The sequence below is a fragment of the Stakelama flava genome (assembly GCF_019351405.1).
Lineage (GTDB): Bacteria > Pseudomonadota > Alphaproteobacteria > Sphingomonadales > Sphingomonadaceae > Sphingomonas > Sphingomonas flava_A.
In genome coordinates this window covers 105,232-124,034 of the sequence record NZ_JAHWZX010000007.1, presented here as the reverse complement: position 1 = coordinate 124,034, position 18,803 = coordinate 105,232, and the positions used below count along the sequence as shown (strand labels likewise).

Here is an 18,803-nt window from a genome sequence, read left to right as displayed (position 1 = left end):
GCAAAGCGCCCCGCCCGCTGGTTGATGTGGGCATGACGAACCCGCCCGCCCGGTCCCACCGATGAGCTATGCCGCCGCCTCGCGCCGGACGCGCCTTGCCGGGGCTGCGGGGGCGTTCGGCGCGGTGGCGCTGATCGGCGCCGCGCTGCTGTCCGGCCTCATCGTGCGGCTGCCGGGGGCCGGGGTGGAGCAAGCGCTAGAAACCTTTCGCGTTGCGCTCCCCGACCCGCCGCCGCCGCCCGAAACCGAACCGCCGCGCGAACGAACAAAGCGCGAGGAAGGCGCGTCCGCTCCCCCCAACATCACCTCACGCGCAACCGAGGTGCAGGCCGCGCCACCCGTCCTGAAACCCGATCCGCCACCCGTCCCCGCTGCGATACAGGCGGCGACCGGCGCTGATTCGACCAGCGGCAATGCCGATGTCGCCGGCCCCGGAACCGGCGCGGGCGGTGAGGGGCAGGGGACGGGAAGCGGCCGATCAGGCAACGGGCCGGGCGGCGGCGGGGCCGATTCGCCGCCACGCCGCATCGGCGGGCGGCTCAGCATCCGCGATCTGCCGCCCGATATCGTCGCCTCAGTGCGGCAGGGCGAATTGACAGTCGGCGTGCTCTATCGCGTGCGTTCCGATGGCCGTGTCGATGATTGCCGGATCGAAAGGTCCAGCGGCAATCGCGCGATCGACGCCATCACCTGCCGCCTGATTGAAGCGCGTTTCCGCTACGACCCTTCGCGCAGGCCGTCGGGAGAGCCGGTCGAATCCTATATCGAGGAAAATCACAGCTGGGTGATCGAAAACCTTCCGCCTCGGCGCTGACCGGCCCGCACAGACCATAGGTGGCCGTCTGCCCCGCCCACATTACACCGAAATGTGGTAAGCGCGACCAGTTATCAGATCGTCCTCGCGAGGAGCGTAGCGACGCGGCGATCCAGCAACCCACCGTTATGAAGTGCGCAACTGGATTGCCGTGCCCCTGCGGGCCTCGCCATGGCGGAGTTGCGATGGTGGCGGTCGATTGCGGCCTGATCGGCACGGCGCATACCGCTACAAGGGCATCGCCATCACATGGTCGTCGCAAATCTGGTTCCCGACCGTGAAGCGCCGCGTTCCCACCGGTTCGAAGCCGTGCTTTCGGTAAAAGGCGATGGCGCGCGCATTGCCGACATAAACGCCAAGCATCAGCCGCGTTGCCCCGCGATCGCGCGCCGCCCGGATCGCCCGGTCCATCAACGCCATGCCGATCCCGCTGCCGTGAAAGCGCGACAGCGAATAGATGCGTTTCACTTCCACATCGCCTGTCCCCGCATCGGGAAGGTCGGGCGCGGTCAGCACGCAATATCCCACCGGCGCGCCGCCGGGCATGACTTCGGCAAGCCATGCCTCGCTATCCGAACGTTCCAGCAGCGCGCGATAGCTGTCAGCGCCATGTGCGTTCCGGCAATGCGCGATCATCGCATCGCCTTCGATAACGGTCGCGAACCCGTCCAGAAACGTCGCCGCGCCGACCAGCGCCAGCCGATCGGCATCGCCCGCACCCGCCGTGCGGATCGCCCATTCGTCCGATTGCGTCACGTCCGTATATTATTCGACCAGCGCGTCGATCGCCTGCGCCATGTCGATGTCGCGTCCCGAAAGCCCGCCTGCGTCATGCGTTGTCAGCAAAATCTCAACACGATTATAGACGTTCGACCATTCGGGGTGATGGTCCGCCTTTTCGGCGAGCAGAGCGACTCGCGTCATGAAGGCGAAGGCTTCGGAAAAATCGGCAAAGGTGAAATTGCGCGTGATCGCATCGCGCCCCTCGTCATGATCCCAGTCGGGCAGGCCGTCCAGCGCATCCTCGCGCTCGGCCTGGTTCAGTTGCTCCACCATATCCGCGCTCCTTGCCCTATGCTCGCGGCTCGGCCTATGAATTTTCCGATGGCGGCACAAGAACCCTGCGACAGTGTACCCGATGCGCGCGTGATCGAACGCATGGCGCAGGCCGCGCTGGCGCAAATCCCCGCGCCCTTTGCTGATCACCTCGCCAATGTGGTGCTGCGGGTGGAGGAACTGGCCGACGCCGAAACGCTCGCCGCGGTGGGGCTTACCCATCCCATGCAATTGTCTGGCGTTTATCACGGCCGCCCGATCGGCGAAAAATCGGCCTGGGACGTGGCGAGCTATCCCGACCAGATTCGCCTGTACCGCAAACCGATCCTTGCCGAATGGCGCGAAACCGGCGTCGATCTGCAACGCCTCGTCACCCATGTCGTGGTGCATGAGGTGGGGCATCATTTCGGCCTGTCGGACGCGGATATGCACGCGCTGGAGGATTCGGCCGGGGAGGGCGGGTGACCCCCGGCGGCGCGCTCGCCTTTCGCGACGTCACCTGTGTTCGCGGACGCCGTACCGTGTTCAGCGATCTCTCCTTCGCGGTCGAACGCGGTGGTGCCGCGCTGGTGCGCGGGCCGAATGGTGCGGGCAAATCCAGCCTGATCCGGATCGCCGCCGGATTGCTCGAACCGTTCGAAGGGACGGTCGCCTACACCCCGCCGCGCGCACTGATTACCGAAGATTCGGCGCTTGATTCCGAATTGCCGGTCGCGCGCGCACTCGGCTTCTGGGCATCGCTCGACGATTCGGATCGCGACCGGCATCGGGCGGTCGCCGACGCGCTTGCTGCATTCGGCCTGTCCGATCTTGCCCATGTTCCCGTCCGCCTGCTTTCGACCGGCCAGCGCCGCCGTGCATGCCTTGCCCGCGTGGTGGCCGCCGATGCGCCGACCTGGCTGCTCGACGAACCCGCCAACGGCCTGGATTCGGCTTCGCTCGCCACGCTCGAAACGCTGATCGCGCGGCATCGCAAGGCGGGCGGCGCGGTCGTCATCGCGACTCACCTGCCGCTCGATCTGCCCCGGGCGCAGCAAATCGCGCTGGGGGAGGGGTGATGGATAACCGCGCGTGGTTTCGTCCGAACGATTCGGTGCGCCGTGCAGCTGACCGTTCGCCATTATGAGCGGGTTTGTCACGCTGGTGCGCCGGGAATTGCGCCGCGCCTGGATACAGGGGGGAATGGCGACGCCGATCGCCTTCTTCCTGCTCGTCGCGATACTCTTCCCCTTTGGTATCGGCCCCGACGGCGCACTGCTCTTGCGCGTCGGTGGCGCGGTTGTATGGACCGCTGCGCTGCTTGCCGCGCTGCTCCCGGTCGAACGGCTCATCGCGCCCGATATCGAAAACGGCACCATCGACCAACTTGTCGTTCGCGGCATGGCGGACGCCACGATCGCCGCGGCGAAGATGGTCGGGCACTGGCTTGGCTTCGCGCCGCTGCTGATGCTGGCCAGCGTGATTGCTGGCGCATTGCTGGGAACCAGCGGCGACATGCTGGTGCGGATCGAAATCGGGCTGCTGATCGGTAGTCCGGGGCTTGCCGCGCTCGGCGTTGCGACGGCGGCGCTTACCGCCGGGCTTCGCGGGGCGGGCGCGCTTGCCGGGCTGGTGATGCTGCCGCTCGCGGTGCCGCTCCTCATTTTCGGGGCGGGATCGATCGACGGCGGTCCCGGCGCGCTGAAGCTGCTCGGTGCGGTCAGCCTGCTTTTCGTCGCGGGCGCACCCTTTGTCGCGGCGGCTGCGATGAAGCTCGCACGCGCCTGAGGCGCCTTGCGGCTTTTTCGCAAAAGGGAAAGTGCGGAGCGGTCGAACCGTTAGGGAGCATCGGACGACCGCCCCGAAGGGGGGGTAGGCGGAACCGGGCATGGCAGATACGCAACACGGAAAAAGCCAGCCGCGGAGCAAGGGGAAACTGCAAACTGGTCTTCCAAAACGTCCAGTACCCGGTTCCGCCCCCCGAGAGGGTAGCCTGTTTCAACCACGAAACCGGCCTTGTTCGCTATTCGGTAATTCTACAAGGTTCGCGCTGTCCTACACATGAACGTCGCTTTATCGTCGCGCACCCACTCTTTTTGAACGTCAAAAAAAACACCGTCGATCGATTCGGTATGTGCCGCGCAACTCGATCCGCAATTGTCGTGCGGCTTCGCCCTAACGCGACCAGCGCGCGAAAATGGCGGTGGGCAGCGAAAGGCCGCGCGCCTCTTCGCGCACGCCAAGCTCGCCCGCCTCGACCGTGCCGCCCAGATCGGCAAACGCCTGATGCACCAGTTCGCCGATCGCCAGCGCCGACATGCGAACCGCGTAGACGGTGAGGAACAGGAAGCGCGAATCGCCGTCGAGCAGGCGGCGGCAGTCGGCGATCAGCCCCGGCAGGCTCTGCTCCAGTTGCCACACTTCCTTGCCCGGCCCGCGCCCATATTTGGGCGGATCGAGCAATATGCCGTCATAGCGCCGCCCGCGCCGCACTTCGCGCGCGGCGAATTTGGCCGCGTCCTCGACCAGCCAGCGTATCGGCGCATCGGAAAGGCCCGACAGCGCGGCATTGCCCCGCGCCGCCTCAACCGACTTTTTCGATGCGTCGACATGCACCATTTTCGCATGCTTTGCCGCCATCGCCAGCGTGCCGACGCCGGTATAGCCGAACAGGTTCATCACTTCAGGCTCAGACAAGTCGCTCACCTGCTCGCGCATCCAGCGCCATACCGGCGCCATGTCTGGAAAGAATCCCAAATGGCGAAATGGCGTCGTCTGTGCGGTGAAGCGCACCTCTTCCCAGCGCAGCGGCCACCCGGTTTCCGGCACGTCGCGCGAAAATTGCCAGCGTCCGCCGCCATCCTCGTCCGATGCGGGCACGAATTCGCCATGCGCGTCCCAGTCCTGCCGGGCGGGTTGCCACATCGCCTGCGGTTCGGGACGAATGAAGCGATAGTCGCCATAGCGCTCCAGCTTGCGCCCGCCGCCGCTGTCGATCAGGCCGTAATCGCCCCAGGGTTCGCCGATTAGCTGGACCAGTTTCATCGTGACGGCGTGGCGAGGTCCGCGATATGCGTGGTGACGTCTTCGAATGTCGCGTGCACCACCTCATAGCGTTCCTGCCGCTCGAACAGGTCGCCGACGCGCGAGGGAAGCTGCGGGCGCACGCCGGTGGCACGCTCCACCGCGTCGCGGAACTTGGCGGGATGCGCGGTGGCCAGTGTCACGACCGGAATCGCCGGGTCCAGCTTCGCCGCGCGTGCGGCAGCAAGCCCGATTCCGGTGTGCGGATCGATCATCTGCCCCGCTTCGCGCCAGGCCCAGCGCATGGCGAGCGACATGTCGTCGGGGTCGATCCGCGCGCTGGTGAACAGTTCGGCCGCGCCCTCGCGCTGGCTGTTGGTAAGCTGGATCGCGCGGGTCTTTTCGAACTGCGCCATCTGCGCCGCCATCGCCTTGCCGTCGCGCCCGCCAAGGTCGAACTTCAGCCGTTCGAAGTTCGAACTGACCTGAATGTCCATCGACGGGGCGGCGGTCGGGGTTACTTCTCCTGCCGAATAATCGCCGCTGGTCAGCGCGCGGTGCAGGATGTCGTTCACGTTCGTCGCGACGATCAGCTTCGCGACCGGCAGGCCCATCCGCGCTGCGACATAGCCGGCGAAGACATCGCCGAAATTGCCGGTGGGCACCGAAAAGGCGACCGGCTTTCCCGGCGCGTCCAGCCGCACCGCGGCGTAGAAATAATACACAACCTGCGCCATTAGCCGCGCCCAGTTGATCGAATTCACCGCCGACAGGTGATAGCGGCCCGAAAAGGCGGGATCGTTGAACATCGCCTTCACCAGCGCCTGAGCGGTGTCGAAATTACCGTCGATCGCGATATTGTGGACATTGGGCGCAAGCACGGTCGTCATCTGCCGCCGCTGCACATCGCTCACCCGCCCGCGCGGATGCAGCATGAAGATGTCCAGCCCTTCGCGCCCGGCCAGCGCGTCGATCGCCGCCGATCCGGTGTCGCCCGATGTCGCGCCGATGATGGTCAGGTGCTCATCGCGTCCTTCCATGAATTTTTCGAAGAACAGGCCGAGCAGCTGAAGCGCGACGTCCTTGAAGGCAAGGGTGGGGCCGTGGAACAGTTCGAGCAGCCAGTGGCGATGGTCGAGCTGGATCAGCGGGGTCACCGCGGCATGCGAGAATCGGCCGCAATATGCCTGTTCGCACAAACGGCGCAGCGTAGCTTCGTCCAGGCTCCCCCCGACGAACGGCATCATCACGCGAACCGCCGTTTCGACATAGGACAGGCCCGCCAGAGCGGCGATATCTTCCGGGCTGAACCGCGGCCAGCTCTCGGGCACGTACAGCCCGCCGTCCGAAGCCAGCCCCGCCAGCGTCACCGCCTCGAAATCGAGCGTCGGTGCGCTCCCCCTGGTGCTTGTATAGCGCATAATGTCGTCCCGGTTAGCCGCGCCTTGGCCGGGCGGCAAGCGGCTCAGCCACCGCTTCGCCAGCGACGGCGCAGCGCCAGCGCATAGATGACCAGCGCGATCGCGGCGAACAAGAACCATTGCACCGCATAGGAGAGATGGTTGTTGGGTACGGCGGAAAGGTCCGGCGCACCATTGGGCGCCAGACCCTCTGCCGGAGTATCGGCGACCAGCAGCAGCGGCTGCGGCGCGGGGGAGAATATTTCGCCGATCAGCGATTGGTGGGTCGGGGCGTGGCTGATGAAGCCGCGCACCATGCCGCCGCGCCATTCTGGATCGAACGCCGGGTCGCGCGTGGTGCCGAGCTGCACGAGCATTCCCGGTCCCTCCGCCCCGGTGCGGCAATGCGCGATTACGCGATAGCCGGCCTTGCCCGCCCCTTCCAGATCGAACGCCACCGGCTCAAGGCAAAAGCCGCTTGCCTGCCGGAACAGCACGGCATCGTCGGGAAAGCGGGGAAAGGCGATTTCGGGTTCATGGATATTCGCGGCATAGCGTTGCAGCAGCGCTTCCTTCCACGCCTTGCGATGCAACTGCCATATGCCGAGCGCGATCATCGCGGCGACGCACAACGTCACCACCAGCGTCGGCACTAACGGAACGCGCTTCAAGGAAGCGTATCGGTGTCGGGTGGTGCGATCCGCCCCTCGCGCGCGGCGTTGCGATATTCCAGCGCGAGCAGCATCCCCTTGGCAATGCGCAGCGAAACCACGGTGCCCGTGATCACCAGCGGCAGCCAAAGCAGGACATGGACCCACCAGGGCGGGTTCGCCGCCAGTTCCAGCCAGACCGCGAGGATAACCACCACCGTTCCCCAGATCAGCGTGAGGAATGCCGCCGGGCCGTCACCGACATTGAATGCGGCGAAGTCGAGCCCGCAGGCGCGGCAGGCAGGGGCGAAGGAAACCGCGCCGTCAAACAGCGTATGTGCGCCGCAGCGCGGACACAGCCCCTTCGCGGCAACCTCGATCGGCGCGGGCGGACTGGTATCGCCGTCTCCCCCGGCGATGTTCAGCCTCCATGGACCGGCGCGCCCCAGCCGCCCCAGACATAGATGGAGACGAACAGGAACAACCACACCACATCCACGAAATGCCAGTACCAGGCAGCGGCTTCGAATCCGAAATGCTGACGCGGGGTGAAATCGCCACGATACACGCGGATCAGGTTCACGATCAGAAATATCGTGCCGATCATCACGTGCAGACCATGAAATCCGGTCGCCATGAAGAAGGACGCGCCATAGTTGATGCCGGAAAAGGCAAAGGGCGCATGGGCATATTCAAACGCCTGAATGCTGGAAAACAGCAGGCCGAGCAGGATGGTGATCCACAGCCCCTTTTTCACCGAATCGCGATCGCCATGGATCAGCGCATGATGCGCCCAGGTGATCGTTGTGCCCGACAAAAGCAGGATGAAGGTGTTGAGCAGGGGCAGTTCGAAGGCGTTTATGACCTCCACCCCTTCGGGCGGCCAACTGCCGCTGGTGACGTTCTGCAACACTGTCGCCGCGCCGTCCGACCATTCGATCGGCGCGGGAAACAGCGCGAAATCGAAATAGGCCCAGAACCACCCGACGAAGAACATCACTTCCGACGCGATGAACAGGATCATGCCGTAGCGCAGGTGAAGCTGCACCACCGGCGTGTGGTCCCCCGCCTTCGCTTCGCGAATTACATCGGCCCACCACGAAAACATCGTGAACAAAATGCCCGTAAGTCCGGCCAGAAACACCCAGACGCCGCCGACCACGCCATGCATCCACATGACCCCGCCCGACGTCGTCATCAGCGCTGCGATCGAACCGATCAGCGGCCAGGCGCTTGGCGGCAGGATATGGTAATCGTGGTTCTTGGTTCCGGCCATGGCGTTTCCCCGTCCTTGCTTATTCTTATTGGTTTAGCTTGGCGTGTTCCCGGAATCCACCGGGTAAAAGGTATAGGATAGCGTGATCTGTTCGACATCATTCGTGTCGGGATCGTCCAGCATCTTCGGATCGATATAGAAAATCACCGGCATGCGCGCGGTTTCGCCCGGTTGCAGCGTCTGTTGCGTGAAGCAGAAGCATTGGATCTTGGTGAAATACTTGCCCACTCGCGCCGGGGTGACGTTGAACGTCGCGGTTCCCGTTACCGGACGATCCGAATGATTGGTGGCGGTGAAAAACGCCATGTCGCGCGCGCCGACATCGACCCGGTCCGACCGGCGTTCGGGTTTAAAAGCCCAGGCGAGCTTCGGGCTGACATTGCTGTCGAACGCGACCGTGACGCTGCGGCCCGTCGCGCCGGGGGCTTCGCTTCCTGTGCCGGTGGTACCGTTCAGGCCGGTTACCTGACAGAAAACGCGGTAAAGCGGAACGCTGGCAAAGCCCAGTCCCACCATGGCGCCGACAATGGCGGTGGCGAACAGGGCGGTGCGCAGGTTTCGCGTCATCTATCCCGCCAATTGCATCTTCGCGATCGAGATGGCGAAAACCAGGATGACAAACGCGCCGAGCAGCCAAGCCATGACCTTTGCCCGCGCATGCTGGCGTTCGCGGACGATTTTTTCGTCTTGCGGATCCATCAGCCGAGCACCCAGTGATCGACGACAAGCGCGCCAAGCAGCAAGAACAGATAGAGGATCGAAAAGGCGAACAGGCGCTTTTCAGGCTTCATTGCGTCGCCAGGAGCCGTTTGTCGCAGCGCCACCCGCGCGGCGAGCAGGGCGAACATGCCGTTCAGCGCGATCGCCGCCACGCCGTACAGCCATCCGGTCAACCCCAGCGGCCAGGGCGCGAGGGCCGCCGCCGCCATGGGTAGCGTGTACAAGCCGATCTGCTGGCGCGTAACGCGTTCCCCCGCCACCACCGGCAGCATGGGAACGCCCGCATTGGCGTAATCGGTCTTTACGAACAGCGACAATGCCCAGAAGTGCGGCGGCGTCCACAGGAAGATGATCGCGAACAGCAGTACGGGCAGCAGCGATATGTTGCCGGTCGCCGCCGCCCAGCCGATGACCGGGGGGAACGCGCCCGCCGCGCCGCCGATCACGATATTCTGCGGCGTGCGACGTTTTAGCCAGACCGTGTAAATGAAGACATAGAACAGGATGGACAGGGCAAGCACGCCGGCCGCCACCATGTTCGTCGCAAGCTCCATCAGGATGACCGAGAAGAAGGCGAGGCCGACGCCGAAATGCAGCGCCGATTGCCGGTCCATCCGTCCGGCGGGAAGCGGTCGGGCGGCGGTGCGCTTCATCTTCGCATCCAGATCGGCCTCATACCACTGGTTCAGCGCCCCTGCCGCCCCTGCGCCCAGCGCGATGCACAGGATCGCGGTGAAGCCGAGCACCGGATTGATCGGTTCGGGCGCGACCAGCATTCCGGCAAGCCCCGCGAACACGACCAGGCGCATCACCTTCGGCTTGGTCAGTGCCAGAAAGTCGCGCCATTCGGCGGGCAGGGGGACGGAAGAGGTGGTCATCGTGGTCATGATTCTGGTCCAGCGGCGCGCGTGTTATGCTCGCACCCTATTTGCGCGGTCCCCGCATATGCCGCAAGAGCCGCGCGATTTTGCATGTGGACGCGCCAGCACGGTAGCGGTGACGCGTCCCGACGCCTCAGTCGATTTTGGGCAGCGTTTCGAACTGGTGGAAGGGCGGGGGGCTGGACAACGTCCATTCCAGCGTCGTCGCGCCTTCGCCCCACGGATTCGCCGCCGCTTTCTTGCCCGCCGCCAGCGACCAGATCATGTTGACGAAGAAGATCGCCATGCCCGCCAGCATCACTTCATAGCCATGGCTGGCGATCGAATTCCAGGTGGCGAATGCGTCCGGATAATCGGGATAGCGGCGCGGCATGCCCTGCAATCCCAGGAAATGCATCGGGAAGAACAGCAGGTTCACGCCGACGAAGAATACCCAGAAATGCAACTGGCCGAGGAATTCATTGTACATCTTCCCCGTCATTTTGGGGAACCAGTAATACAGGCCGGCGAACAACGAGAAGACCGCGCCGAGGCTGAGCACATAATGGAAATGCGCGACGACGTAATAGGTGTCCTGCATATAATCGTCGACGCCGCCATTGGCGAGCACCACGCCGGTCACGCCGCCGACCGTGAACATGAAGATGAACCCGATCGCCCAGACCATCGGCGTCTTGAAGCTGATCGAACCGCCCCACATCGTCGCGATCCAGCTGAAAATCTTGATGCCGGTCGGCACCGCGATGATCATCGTCGCCGCGGTGAAATACATCTTCACATCGACCGGAAGCCCGGTGGTGAACATGTGATGCGCCCATACGACGAAGCCGACCACGCCGATCGCGACCATGGCATATGCCATGCCCAGATAGCCGAACACCGGTTTGCGGCTGAACGTCGCGACGATCTGGCTCACCATGCCGAAACCGGGCAGGATCATGATGTACACTTCGGGATGGCCGAAGAACCAGAACAGATGCTGGTACAGGATCGGATCGCCGCCGCCCGCCGGATCGAAGAAGGTCGTGCCGAAATTACGGTCGGTCAGCAGCATCGTGATCGCCGCCGCCAGCACCGGCAGCGCGAGCAGCAGCAGGAACGCGGTGATCAGCACCGACCATACGAACAGCGGCATCTTGTGCAGCGTCATGCCCGGCGCGCGCATGTTGAAGATGGTGGTGATGAAATTGATCGCGCCAAGGATCGACGCGGCGCCGGCAAGGTGCAGCGCGAAGATCGCGAAATCGACCGACATGCCCGGTTCGCCATAGGTAGATAGCGGGGCATACACCGTCCAGCCCGTGCCTGCACCCGGTCCGACGAACAGTGAAAGAATCAGCGAGCAGAAGCCCGATACGGTCAGCCAGAAGCTGATATTGTTCATTCGCGGGAACGCCATGTCGGGCGCGCCGATCATGATCGGTACGAACCAGTTGCCGAACCCGCCGATCATTGCGGGCATGACCATGAAGAACACCATGATCAGGCCGTGCGCGGTGACCATCACGTTCCAGAAATGAAGCGCGGCATCGCCTTCCTCACCCGATAGCATCGGCAGCCACTGAATACCGGGTTCGGCGAGTTCGAGTCTCATCGCCCCCGAAATCGCGCCGCCCACAATGCCGGCGATGATCGCGAAGATCAGGTAGAGCGTACCGATATCCTTGTGATTGGTCGACATGAACCAGCGCGAGAAGAAAGCGGGCGTGTGCGCCGCTTCATGCGCGTGATGATCGCTATGGGCTGCGTCGAAAGCGTGCGGCGTGGCTGTGGTATCGGTCATGGCTCAGTTCCCCGTCGCGGGCTGGGTGGTCACGGCGGCGTTGGCCGAGGCATCGATGACATTTACATCCGGTGTGACGATGCCCGATTCCCCCGCCGGGGTGGCGGTATCGTCAATCGTGTCGGCGCCGGGCTGCGCCGGGGTCGCGGTCGACGGCGCATTTTCGTCCGATGGCATCGTGCCGCCCTTGGCGCGCACCCATTGGGCGAATTCAGCCTCCGGCACGGCTTCGACCACGATCGGCATGAAGGCGTGACGCGCGCCGCACAGTTCGGAACATTGCCCGAAATACAGGCCCGGCTTGTTGATAGTGAACGTCTTTTCGTTCAGCCGGCCGGGAATGGCGTCCAACTTTATCCAGAAAGCGGGCATCGCCCAGCTGTGGATCACATCGGTCGCGGTGGTGATCAACCGAATCGGACGGCCAACCGGCAGGACGACGCGATTGTCGACCGCCAGCAGGCGCGGTCCGTCGCCATCGGTGCGCGCACGCTGCCCGGCGGCGACCTGATCCTTTTCCTTCAGCATGTTGGACGTGAACTGGATATCGCCATTGTCGGGATATTCGTAGCTCCAATACCATTGGCTGCCGATCGCCTTCAGCGTGACCGCATTGTCGGGCGCGGGCTTGTACTGGTGCGCGAGCAGGCGGATCGAGGGCACCGCGATGAACACCAGGATCAGGACGGGCACCACCGTCCACACGACCTCGATAAAGGTGTTGTGCGACGTTCGCGACGGTTCCGGATTGGCCGACCGGCGAAAGCGTACCACCACGATCAGCAGCAGGATCAGCACGAACACCGAAATCGCGGTGATGATCGGCATCAGGATATGGTTATGAAAATTATGCGCTTCGATGCCGGTATCGGTAACCTGTTCCTGAAGCCCGAAAACGCCGTCCGTTGGATGGCCGATGCCCGCGCTTGCCGTTATTTTCTGGCTGCCGTCGGGGTTGAGCGTGGGATCGGGCAGCGCGGCGGCCGCGGTTACCGTATCGTTGCCCGCCTGCGCCTGCATCTGCGCATTGGCGGTGCCACCCTGTGGCTGCGGGGCTTCCTGCGCATGGACGGTGCCCCCGACACCTGCCAGCGCAAGTCCCGCGGCAAACACTATCGTCTTTAGCCCGGTAATTCGCATCGTCATCCTACATCCCGTTGCTGGCACGCCATGCTTTATACATTTGACGTCAGGACGAGACACGCCCCTCAACCTGCCTATACGACGCAGGGCCACCTCTCTCAAGTTCTCCGGACTATTTTTACCCCCGTTGCGGCAGTGCCGCGCGCCGCCTAAGGGATCGCACAGCTAATTGCGAGGATGAGTACATGATGACCGACGAGCAGATTCTGGCGGAATTCCGAAGCGCCGATGCGCTGCTTGAAGGGCATTTCATCCTTTCTTCCGGTCTTCGCAGTTCGCGTTACTTGCAATGCGCACGCGTTCTCATGAATCCGGCGCGCGCGATGCGACTCGCCGACGAATTGGTGGCGCGGATTCCGGCAGAGCTTAAAGCGCGGATCAGCGCCGTCGTGTCGCCCGCCATGGGCGGCGTGATCGCCGGGCAGGAAGTGGCGCGCGCGCTGAATGTCGATGCGATGTTCGTCGAACGCCCCACCGGCACGTTCGAACTTCGCCGCGGCTTCCGCCTCGAACCCGGGCAGGAGGTGCTGATGATGGAGGATGTGGTCACCACCGGACTGTCCTCGCGCGAAGCGATCGCCGCGATCGAGGCGGCGGGCGGCACGGTGATCGCCGCGGCTTCGCTTGTCGACCGGTCGGGCGGCGCTGCGCAATTCGCCATGCCGTTCTTCCCGCTCATCCGGCTGGACGTGCCGAGTTATCAGCCCGACGCGCTGCCGCCCGAACTCGCGGCGATACCGGCGGTCAAACCGGGCAGCAGGGCAGCGATATGAGCGCGAAACTGCGTCTCGGCGTCAATATCGATCATGTCGCGACCGTGCGCAACGCGCGCGGATCGGGCTATCCCGATCCGGTGCGCGCTGCGCTGCTGGCGGCGGAAGCGGGCGCGGACGGGATCACCGCCCATCTGCGCGAGGATCGTCGCCACATCACCGATGCCGATATCGCGCGACTGTCGAACGAACTCACCATTCCGCTCAATCTGGAAATGGCGGCGACGGAAGAAATGCTCGCCATCGCGCTTCGGCACGGCCCGCACGCGGCGTGCATCGTGCCCGAAAAGCGCGAGGAACTGACGACCGAAGGCGGGCTGGACGCGGCGGGGCAGTATGACCGGCTCGCCCCGCTATGCGACGCGCTGCGCGAGGCGGGTATCCGGGTCAGCCTTTTCATCGAACCCGATGCGGCGCAGATCGACGCGGCGGTACGGCTGGGCGCGCCGGTCGTCGAACTGCACACCGGGCGGTATGCCGAACTGGCGGGGGCGGACCAGTCGGCGGAACTGAAACGCCTGTCGGACGCCGCCGCGCTCGCCGCGAAAAACGCGATCGAAGTGCATGCGGGTCATGGCCTGACCTTTGACAATGTCGTGCCGATCGCCGCCATCCCGCAGGTGCGCGAACTGAATATCGGCCATTTCCTTATCGGTCAGGCGATCTTCGATGGTCTTTCCCCCGTGGTGAAGCACATGCGCGCGCTGATGGAGGAGGCGCGATGATCATCGGTCTCGGTTCGGATCTGTGCAACATCGACCGCATCCAGAATTCGCTCGACCGGTTCGGGGAGCGGTTCATGAACCGCGCCTTCACCGAAACCGAGCGGGCAAAGGCGGCGAAGCGGCCGCATACAGTCGCGGGAACGCTCGCCAAGCGGTTCGCGGCCAAGGAAGCTTTCTCGAAAGCGGTGGGAACGGGCTTTCGCCGCGGCGTGTTCATGCGCGACATCGGTGTGGTAAACGCACCGTCCGGCGCGCCGACACTGGCGCTGGAGGGCGGCGCGAAGGCCGCGCTCGATGCGCTTGTCCCAGTCGGGCACAAGGCACGGATACATTTGACGCTGACCGACGATCACCCCTGGGCGCAGGCGTTCGTGATTATCGAGGCATTGCGGGACGAAGAAGCTGTCTGAAGAAATGCGCGACGACGAAGCGGTACTGAACAGGCGCGACAATGCGGCCGATGCGAGGATCGGCACGATAAAGACCTCTGCGCACCCGCAAAAGCCCGGCGCCGACTGGTGGGCGGAAGCCAAGGGGGTCTTCTGGCTGATTCTGGCAGTGCTCGGCTTTCATAGTCTGGTCGCCAAACCCTTTTACATTCCGTCCGAATCGATGCTGCCCACGCTGGAAGTCGGCGACCGGCTGGTGGTGACCAAATATCCTTATGGCTTCAGCTGGGTGACGCCGACCTTTCACGTCCTGCCGTTCCTGCACGGACGATTGTTCGGCAGCATGCCGAAGCGCGGCGATGTCGTGATCGCCGTTCCGCCGGGCACGCATACCGATTATATCAAACGGGTGATCGGACTGCCGGGGGACCGTATTTCGCTTTCGGGCGGTGCGGTGTACCTTAACGGGCAAAAGCTCGAACGGCGGCGAATGCCCGACCGGATGGTGCCGATCGACGGCAATACGCGTTGTGACCCGCGGGAATATCCGGGACGCCGCGTGCGTGGCAGGGACGGGGCGATGTATTGCAGGCTGACCATCTATCGGGAAACGCTGCCGGGCGGGCGATCATATGATACGGTCGATCTGGGACCGTCGATCGGCGACGATTATTCCGAAATCACCGTGCCGCCGGGCCATGTCTTCCTGATGGGCGACAATCGCGACAACAGCGCCGACAGCCGCTTTTCGCGCGCCCAGAACGGCCTTGGCGGACCGGTGCCATGGGAAAATATCGGCGGCCGGGCGGAATTCATCACCTTTTCGCTGGACGGCAACGCCACATGGAACCCGCTTACCTGGCCCGACGCCTTCCGCCCCGGTCGGGCGGGAATGTCGCTCCATCCTGAAGGCAACTGAACATGAGCGACAAACAACCGTTGGTGACCAACGAACCCGGCCCCAACGACATGCACGACCCGTTGACGCGCGCCGAATTGCGCAAGGCGGTCGTATGGTTTTCGGTCGCGCTGGGGATCGGTCTCGTCGTCCTGCTGATCCAGCCGCTGCTGATCATTTTCGGCGCGCTGGTCTTTGCCGCGATGCTCGACGGCGGGGTGCGGCTGCTGGGCAAGGTGCTGCCGATTCCGCGCGGGCTTCGGCTGCTGATCGTCGTCCTGCTCGCCACCGCCTTCGTGCTTGGCACCTTTTATCTTGCCGGAGTGCAGATCGCGGCACAGGCGAACCAGCTTCGCGACACGTTGGACACACAGGCCCATCGCATCATCGGCTGGCTGGAAAGCATGGACGTCCTGCCCGGCAGGCAGGATATTGCGGGCCTTGCCCGTCAGGCGATGGGATCGATCGGCCGCGTGACGAGTGCGGTGGGCACCGCGGTTGGTGCAATGACGACGATGTTCATGATCCTGGTGATCGGCCTTTTCGTCGCGATGGAGCCGCGCATCTATGATCGCGGCCTGCAATGGCTGGTGCCGATGACCAAGCGGCGCGATTTTGCGGTTACGGTCAAACGGATGGCGCAGACGATGCGCCGCCTGCTTGCCGGTCGCCTGCTCGGCATGGCGTTCGAAGGCGTTCTGACCTGGATATTCCTTGCCATTGCCGGGGTGCCGATGGCGCTGTTGCTGGGCATCATCACCGGGCTGCTCGCCTTCATTCCCAATATCGGCGCATTCATATCGGGCCTGTTGATGGTTTCGGTCGGGTTCAGCGCAGGCGTCGATACCGGGCTTTGGGCGATTGCCATCTATATCGGGGTGCAGACGTTCGACGGCTATGTCGTCATCCCGATGGTGGCGCGGCGCACGGTCGATCTGCCCCCCGCGCTTACCTTGTCGGCGCAGATCCTCACCAGCACGCTGTTCGGCATATTGGGGCTGGCGCTGGCCGATCCGATGGTGGCGATGATAAAGGTCATGCTCGAACGCGAATCCGAACTTGCCGATCGCGGCGGCGCGCGTGCCGAAGCCGATCCGGGCATGCCGCCAGCGGCGACGTGAAAACACAGGAAATCCGATGACATTGCGGCTCTTGCTGCTCGCCACGCTGCCCATATACTTCTGGTCGGGCGCGGCGTGGGCGCAGGCAATTCCCGGCGCGGAAATCGTGGTCGAGGGCGAAGGCCTGCCCCCGCCACCGGGCGATGCGGCATATTCGACGCTGACGATCGACCATGACCGGCTGGGCACATTGCCCAGCGGGCGATTGGAGGAAGCGTTCGCCGACGTCGCCGGATTGGAAAGCTATCGCCGGTCCGATTCGCAATCGGCGCATCCCACCAGCCAGGGCGTAACGCTTCGCGGACTGGGCGGAAACGCGTCCAGCCGGGTGCTGCTACTGCTCGACGGGGTGCCGCAAAGCGATCCGTTCGGCGGCTGGGTCGCGTTCCCCGCCTATCTCCCCGACACGCTCGCCCGGCTGCGCGTGACGCGTGGCGGCGGAAGCGGCTTGCAAGGGCCGGGCGCGCTTGCCGGTACGATAGAGATGACCAGCGCGGGGCCGGATCTGCTGCCCGCGCTGACGGCGCGCGCCGATTATGGCAGCCGCGATTCGCTCGACACGGCGCTGTACGGCGCAAGCGAGGCAGGCAACGGCTTTGTCGCCTATGGCGCAAGCTATCGTCGTGGTGACGGGTTCATTCCCGTCGCGCCGGAGGATCGCGGCGCCGCCGACATTCCCGCTTATTATGAACAGGGTAATGCTTCGCTTCGCGCAGGGATCGATGTCGACGACGCCACGCAGCTTCAGGCATCGGTGCGCGGTTTCGTCGATCGTCGCGGGGGCGGCACCGCCTATACCGGCATTCGCAGCGAAGGTGCCGATGCCAGCATCCGTGCGGTGGGAAGCGGCGACTGGCAGTGGCAGGCGCTCGCCTATCTTCAGACGCGCAACCTCGCCAGCGGCTTCGCCAGCGTCAGCGATGACAGGAGCAGCGCTTCACCCGCGCTCGACCAGTATCAGGTGCCCTCGACCGGGATCGGCGGCCGCGTGGAGATCGCGCCACCGCTGGGCGGCGGCTGGAACCTTCGCATCGGTGGCGATGTGCGCAATGTCACCGGCCGCACCGAAGAGCGCTATATCTTTTCGGGTACGACGCCCACCCGTCGCCGTCGGGCGGGCGGGACCAGCCGGACGCTGGGCGGTTTCGCCGATCTGGGCTATCAGGCGGGGCCACTCACGCTGGATGCGGGCGGGCGGATAGATTTCTGGCGGATCGGCACCGGCACCCTGTTCGAACAGGCATTCAGCGGCGGCGCGCCGATTACCGACGCACGCTATGCGCCGCGCCATGGCAGCGAGGTGACGGGGCGGCTGGGTGCTGCCTATCGCGTCGCGCCGCTGATGACGGTGCGCGCCGCCGCCTATCGCGGCTGGCGTTTGCCCACATTGAACGAGCTGTACCGGCCGTATCGCGTGGGATCGGACGCGACCGCGGCCAACGCGCTGCTCGACCCTGAGCATCTGAGCGGGGCGGAGATCGGTGTCGATGTCGCCGCGGGACCCTTTGCAAGGCTGAGCGCGACGGTTTTTCACAACCGGCTGTCGGATGCGATCGCCAATGTGACTCTGGGGCAGGGGGCGGGAACGTTTCCCGGCGTCGGCTATGTCAGTGCGGGCGGTGCGTATCGTCAGCGGCGAAATCTCGACGCCGTAACGACGACCGGGGCCGAGGTGGCGCTTCACCTCAATCTGGGCGAATGGCGTCTGGATGCAGGCTATGCCTATACCGATCCGCGCGTCGATGCGACGGGCGAGGCGGCGCCGCTCGACGGGCTTCGTCCCGCGCAAACCGCGAGGCATCATGCCAATGCGACGATAGGATGGGGCGCTGCGGACGGGCTGAACGCATCCGCCACGCTGCGCTATACCGGTGCGCAGTTCGAGGATGATCTGAACAGCACGCGGCTCGACCCTGCCGTTACGCTTTCAGGCGCGGTGCAGTTTCCCGTCTCGAACGTGGTGGCGGTTCGTTTGCGCGGGGAGAACATCACCGACACCCGCGTCGAAGCGGGGATTGACGGCGACGGGATTACCGAATTGGCGACACCGCGGACACTCTGGGCGGGGATCAGCGTCACGCTCGGCTGATCCCGACCGGCTTCGATATTTCCTTCGCCCGCACGTCCGGCTTGTCACAATCCTGTCCGTATTGTGCTCTAACGAGGCGTTC

22 protein-coding genes are annotated in these 18,803 nt (G+C 64.4%); 10 read left to right on the top strand and 12 right to left on the bottom strand.

Annotated features, from left to right (window positions below; genetic code table 11):
* Positions 1-61: 61 nt before the first annotated feature.
* Positions 62-814: an energy transducer TonB gene (locus KY084_RS09390; RefSeq protein WP_219238194.1), complete on the top strand. Its 753-nt coding sequence runs from the start codon at positions 62-64 to the stop codon at positions 812-814.
* A 228-nt stretch (positions 815-1,042) separates the two neighbouring features.
* Here KY084_RS09390 and KY084_RS09385 read toward each other — a convergent pair whose 3' ends face one another.
* Together KY084_RS09385 and KY084_RS09380 are read right to left on the bottom strand one after the other, a co-directional pair.
* Complete coding sequence (locus tag KY084_RS09385; protein ID WP_219238193.1) at positions 1,043-1,570, bottom strand: GNAT family N-acetyltransferase; 528 nt, start codon at positions 1,568-1,570, stop codon at positions 1,043-1,045.
* Between the two features lie 9 nt (positions 1,571-1,579).
* On the bottom strand, positions 1,580-1,870 hold the full coding sequence (locus KY084_RS09380) for a 4a-hydroxytetrahydrobiopterin dehydratase (RefSeq protein WP_219238192.1): 291 nt from the start codon (positions 1,868-1,870) through the stop codon (positions 1,580-1,582).
* A 48-nt stretch (positions 1,871-1,918) separates the two neighbouring features.
* Here KY084_RS09380 and KY084_RS09375 point away from each other — a divergent pair, with 48 nt between their 5' ends.
* The 3 genes from KY084_RS09375 to KY084_RS09365 all read left to right on the top strand — a co-directional run bounded on the left by KY084_RS09375 (position 1,919) and on the right by KY084_RS09365 (position 3,637).
* Positions 1,919-2,335: a metallopeptidase family protein gene (locus KY084_RS09375; protein WP_219238191.1), complete on the top strand. Its 417-nt coding sequence runs from the start codon at positions 1,919-1,921 to the stop codon at positions 2,333-2,335.
* Positions 2,332-2,928: a heme ABC exporter ATP-binding protein CcmA gene (gene ccmA / locus KY084_RS09370; RefSeq protein WP_219238190.1), complete on the top strand. Its 597-nt coding sequence runs from the start codon at positions 2,332-2,334 to the stop codon at positions 2,926-2,928. The genes KY084_RS09375 and ccmA overlap by 4 nt, the downstream gene beginning before the upstream one ends.
* A gap of 64 nt (positions 2,929-2,992) precedes the next feature.
* Positions 2,993-3,637 (top strand): heme exporter protein CcmB, encoded by a 645-nt coding sequence (locus KY084_RS09365; RefSeq protein WP_219238189.1) that lies wholly within the window; start codon positions 2,993-2,995, stop codon positions 3,635-3,637.
* Positions 3,638-4,024: 387 nt separating this feature from the next.
* Here the strand turns inward: KY084_RS09365 and KY084_RS09360 are convergent, their stop codons facing one another.
* The 10 genes from KY084_RS09360 to coxB all read right to left on the bottom strand — a co-directional run bounded on the left by KY084_RS09360 (position 4,025) and on the right by coxB (position 12,723).
* Positions 4,025-4,894, bottom strand: a complete 870-nt coding sequence (locus KY084_RS09360; RefSeq protein WP_219238188.1) for a class I SAM-dependent methyltransferase — start codon at positions 4,892-4,894, stop codon at positions 4,025-4,027.
* The gene (gene thrC / locus KY084_RS09355; protein WP_219238187.1) at positions 4,891-6,294 is read right to left on the bottom strand and encodes a threonine synthase; all 1,404 of its coding nucleotides are present in this window, start codon (positions 6,292-6,294) and stop codon (positions 4,891-4,893) included. The genes KY084_RS09360 and thrC overlap by 4 nt, the downstream gene beginning before the upstream one ends.
* Positions 6,295-6,338: 44 nt before the next feature.
* Positions 6,339-6,944: an SURF1 family protein gene (locus KY084_RS09350; protein ID WP_219238186.1), complete on the bottom strand. Its 606-nt coding sequence runs from the start codon at positions 6,942-6,944 to the stop codon at positions 6,339-6,341.
* A complete protein-coding gene (locus tag KY084_RS09345; RefSeq protein ID WP_425516730.1) occupies positions 6,941-7,348 on the bottom strand; it encodes a DUF983 domain-containing protein in 408 nt (135 codons plus the stop codon). Before KY084_RS09345 ends, KY084_RS09350 begins: the two co-directional genes overlap by 4 nt.
* Entirely contained in the window at positions 7,345-8,199 is an 855-nt protein-coding gene (locus KY084_RS09340; RefSeq protein WP_219238185.1) for a cytochrome c oxidase subunit 3, read from the bottom strand. Before KY084_RS09340 ends, KY084_RS09345 begins: the two co-directional genes overlap by 4 nt.
* A 33-nt stretch (positions 8,200-8,232) precedes the next feature.
* A complete protein-coding gene (locus KY084_RS09335) occupies positions 8,233-8,766 on the bottom strand; it encodes a cytochrome c oxidase assembly protein (protein ID WP_219238184.1) in 534 nt (177 codons plus the stop codon).
* Complete coding sequence (locus tag KY084_RS16590) at positions 8,767-8,898, bottom strand: hypothetical protein (RefSeq protein ID WP_281421898.1); 132 nt, start codon at positions 8,896-8,898, stop codon at positions 8,767-8,769. It abuts the gene before it with no gap.
* Entirely contained in the window at positions 8,898-9,806 is a 909-nt protein-coding gene (locus KY084_RS09330; protein ID WP_219238183.1) for a heme o synthase, read from the bottom strand. Before KY084_RS09330 ends, KY084_RS16590 begins: the two co-directional genes overlap by 1 nt.
* Before the next feature lie 127 nt (positions 9,807-9,933).
* On the bottom strand, positions 9,934-11,583 hold the full coding sequence (gene ctaD / locus KY084_RS09325) for a cytochrome c oxidase subunit I (RefSeq protein WP_219238182.1): 1,650 nt from the start codon (positions 11,581-11,583) through the stop codon (positions 9,934-9,936).
* A 3-nt stretch (positions 11,584-11,586) separates the two neighbouring features.
* Positions 11,587-12,723 carry a cytochrome c oxidase subunit II gene (coxB, locus tag KY084_RS09320; protein WP_219238250.1) on the bottom strand — a complete coding sequence of 379 codons (1,137 nt, stop codon included), beginning with the start codon at positions 12,721-12,723 and terminating at the stop codon, positions 11,587-11,589.
* 191 nt (positions 12,724-12,914) lie between these two features.
* On the opposite strand from coxB, the gene pyrE reads away from it, so the two are divergent.
* The 6 genes from pyrE to KY084_RS09290 are packed head-to-tail and all read left to right on the top strand — an operon-like array spanning position 12,915 to position 18,721.
* The gene (pyrE, locus tag KY084_RS09315; protein ID WP_219238249.1) at positions 12,915-13,499 is read left to right on the top strand and encodes an orotate phosphoribosyltransferase; all 585 of its coding nucleotides are present in this window, start codon (positions 12,915-12,917) and stop codon (positions 13,497-13,499) included.
* A complete protein-coding gene (locus tag KY084_RS09310; protein WP_219238181.1) occupies positions 13,496-14,224 on the top strand; it encodes a pyridoxine 5'-phosphate synthase in 729 nt (242 codons plus the stop codon). Before pyrE ends, KY084_RS09310 begins: the two co-directional genes overlap by 4 nt.
* Entirely contained in the window at positions 14,221-14,634 is a 414-nt protein-coding gene (gene acpS, locus KY084_RS09305; RefSeq protein ID WP_219238180.1) for a holo-ACP synthase, read from the top strand. Before KY084_RS09310 ends, acpS begins: the two co-directional genes overlap by 4 nt.
* A gap of 4 nt (positions 14,635-14,638) precedes the next feature.
* Positions 14,639-15,532, top strand: coding sequence for a signal peptidase I (gene lepB, locus KY084_RS09300; protein ID WP_219238179.1), 894 nt, complete (start codon positions 14,639-14,641; stop codon positions 15,530-15,532).
* A 2-nt stretch (positions 15,533-15,534) separates the two neighbouring features.
* Complete coding sequence (locus KY084_RS09295; RefSeq protein WP_219238178.1) at positions 15,535-16,632, top strand: AI-2E family transporter; 1,098 nt, start codon at positions 15,535-15,537, stop codon at positions 16,630-16,632.
* A gap of 16 nt (positions 16,633-16,648) precedes the next feature.
* Positions 16,649-18,721, top strand: a complete 2,073-nt coding sequence (locus KY084_RS09290) for a TonB-dependent receptor (protein WP_219238177.1) — start codon at positions 16,649-16,651, stop codon at positions 18,719-18,721.
* Positions 18,722-18,803 lie beyond the last annotated feature (82 nt).

Coding starts and splice junctions, on each gene's coding strand:
- KY084_RS09390 (WP_219238194.1), top strand. CDS start 62: ATGAGCTATGCCGCCGCCTCGCGCCGGACGCGCCTTGCCGGGGCTGCG.
- KY084_RS09380 (WP_219238192.1), bottom strand. CDS start 1,870: ATGGTGGAGCAACTGAACCAGGCCGAGCGCGAGGATGCGCTGGACGGC.
- KY084_RS09375 (WP_219238191.1), top strand. CDS start 1,919: ATGGCGGCACAAGAACCCTGCGACAGTGTACCCGATGCGCGCGTGATC.
- KY084_RS09365 (WP_219238189.1), top strand. CDS start 2,993: ATGAGCGGGTTTGTCACGCTGGTGCGCCGGGAATTGCGCCGCGCCTGG.
- KY084_RS09360 (WP_219238188.1), bottom strand. CDS start 4,894: ATGAAACTGGTCCAGCTAATCGGCGAACCCTGGGGCGATTACGGCCTG.
- thrC (WP_219238187.1), bottom strand. CDS start 6,294: ATGCGCTATACAAGCACCAGGGGGAGCGCACCGACGCTCGATTTCGAG.
- KY084_RS09340 (WP_219238185.1), bottom strand. CDS start 8,199: ATGGCCGGAACCAAGAACCACGATTACCATATCCTGCCGCCAAGCGCC.
- KY084_RS09335 (WP_219238184.1), bottom strand. CDS start 8,766: ATGACGCGAAACCTGCGCACCGCCCTGTTCGCCACCGCCATTGTCGGC.
- KY084_RS16590 (WP_281421898.1), bottom strand. CDS start 8,898: ATGGATCCGCAAGACGAAAAAATCGTCCGCGAACGCCAGCATGCGCGG.
- KY084_RS09330 (WP_219238183.1), bottom strand. CDS start 9,806: ATGACCACGATGACCACCTCTTCCGTCCCCCTGCCCGCCGAATGGCGC.
- ctaD (WP_219238182.1), bottom strand. CDS start 11,583: ATGACCGATACCACAGCCACGCCGCACGCTTTCGACGCAGCCCATAGC.
- coxB (WP_219238250.1), bottom strand. CDS start 12,723: ATGCGAATTACCGGGCTAAAGACGATAGTGTTTGCCGCGGGACTTGCG.
- pyrE (WP_219238249.1), top strand. CDS start 12,915: ATGACCGACGAGCAGATTCTGGCGGAATTCCGAAGCGCCGATGCGCTG.
- KY084_RS09310 (WP_219238181.1), top strand. CDS start 13,496: ATGAGCGCGAAACTGCGTCTCGGCGTCAATATCGATCATGTCGCGACC.
- acpS (WP_219238180.1), top strand. CDS start 14,221: ATGATCATCGGTCTCGGTTCGGATCTGTGCAACATCGACCGCATCCAG.
- lepB (WP_219238179.1), top strand. CDS start 14,639: ATGCGCGACGACGAAGCGGTACTGAACAGGCGCGACAATGCGGCCGAT.
- KY084_RS09295 (WP_219238178.1), top strand. CDS start 15,535: ATGAGCGACAAACAACCGTTGGTGACCAACGAACCCGGCCCCAACGAC.
- KY084_RS09290 (WP_219238177.1), top strand. CDS start 16,649: ATGACATTGCGGCTCTTGCTGCTCGCCACGCTGCCCATATACTTCTGG.